Below are 1,201 nucleotides of genomic sequence, written 5' to 3'. Positions count from 1 at the left end.
CAAGATCGCCGCCCTGCACATCAAGGTCGGCGACACCCTCAAGACCGGTGATCTGCTGATCGACCTGGAAGGCGAGGACGCCGCCACCGGCAGCGAACCCGCCGCCGAACCCAAGGCCGAGTCCAAGCAGACCCAGGTCGAGGAAAGCGAAACCCCGACGCCGGCCGGTGACGAGGACGCTTCGGCGTCCGCCGGCGAAGGCGAAGCCCAGGAGATCCATGTCCCCGACATCGGCTCCAGCGGCAAGGCCAGCATCATCGAGGTGGCGGTCAAGCCCGGCGACACCATCGCCGCCGAGCAGACGCTGATCACCCTGGAATCCGACAAGGCCAGCATGGAAATCCCGGCGCCCAAGGCGGGCGTGGTGGAAAGCGTTGCCATCAAGGTCAACGACCAGGCCAAGACCGGCGATCTGATCCTGACCCTGAAGGTGGCCGGTGCCGCGCCCAAGCAGGCGGCCAAGCCGGCTGCCGGCAACACCGCCAGCGCGCCGGCTGCCGAGAAGAAGGCCGAGGCGCCGGCCAAGGCCGCCGCTCCCGCCAGCGCCCCTGCCGCCGGCAAGGTCAAGAAGGTCCATGCCGGCCCGGCCGTGCGCATGGTCGCCCGCGAGTTCGGTGTCGATCTGGGCGAGGTCACCCCGACCGGTCCCAAGGGTCGCATCCTCAAGGAAGACGTCCAGGCCTACGTCAAGGATCAGCTGCAGAAGAGCAAGGCGGCTCCGGCCGCGGCTGCAGGCGCCACCGGTGGTGCCGGCATCCCGCCGATCCCCACCGTGGACTTCAGCAAGTTCGGCGAGATCGAAGAGGTGCCAATGACGCGCCTCATGCAGGTCGGTGCCAACAACCTGCATCGCAGCTGGCTGAACGTGCCCCACGTGACCCAGTTCGACCAGTCCGACGTGACCGATCTGGAGGCCTTCCGGGTCGGCCAGAAAGCCGTGGCGGAAAAGGCCGGCGTCAAGCTGACCATCCTGCCGTTCCTGCTCAAGGCCTGCGCCCATGTGCTCAAGGAACTGCCGGACTTCAACGCCTCCCTGGCCCCCAGCGGCAAGGCGGTGATCCGCAAGAAGTACGTGCACATCGGCTTCGCCGTGGACACCCCGGACGGCCTGCTGGTCCCGGTCATCCGCAACGTCGACCAGAAGAGCCTGCTGCAACTCGACGCCGAAGCCGCCCAGCTGGCGGAAAAGGCGCGGACAAAG

General features: G+C 67.8%; 1 protein-coding gene. It reads left to right on the top strand.

Annotated elements, in window-relative coordinates:
- A partial coding sequence (locus U1R88_RS35540) for a 2-oxo acid dehydrogenase subunit E2 (RefSeq protein WP_322435554.1) occupies nt 1–1,201 on the top strand: 1,201 nt, incomplete at both ends.

Origin of the sequence: Labrys sedimenti, from assembly GCF_034424805.1 — a bacterium.
GTDB lineage: Bacteria > Pseudomonadota > Alphaproteobacteria > Rhizobiales > Labraceae > Labrys > Labrys sedimenti.
Note: the sequence above shows the minus strand (reverse complement) of the source record. Positions and strands in the feature narration are given on the sequence as shown.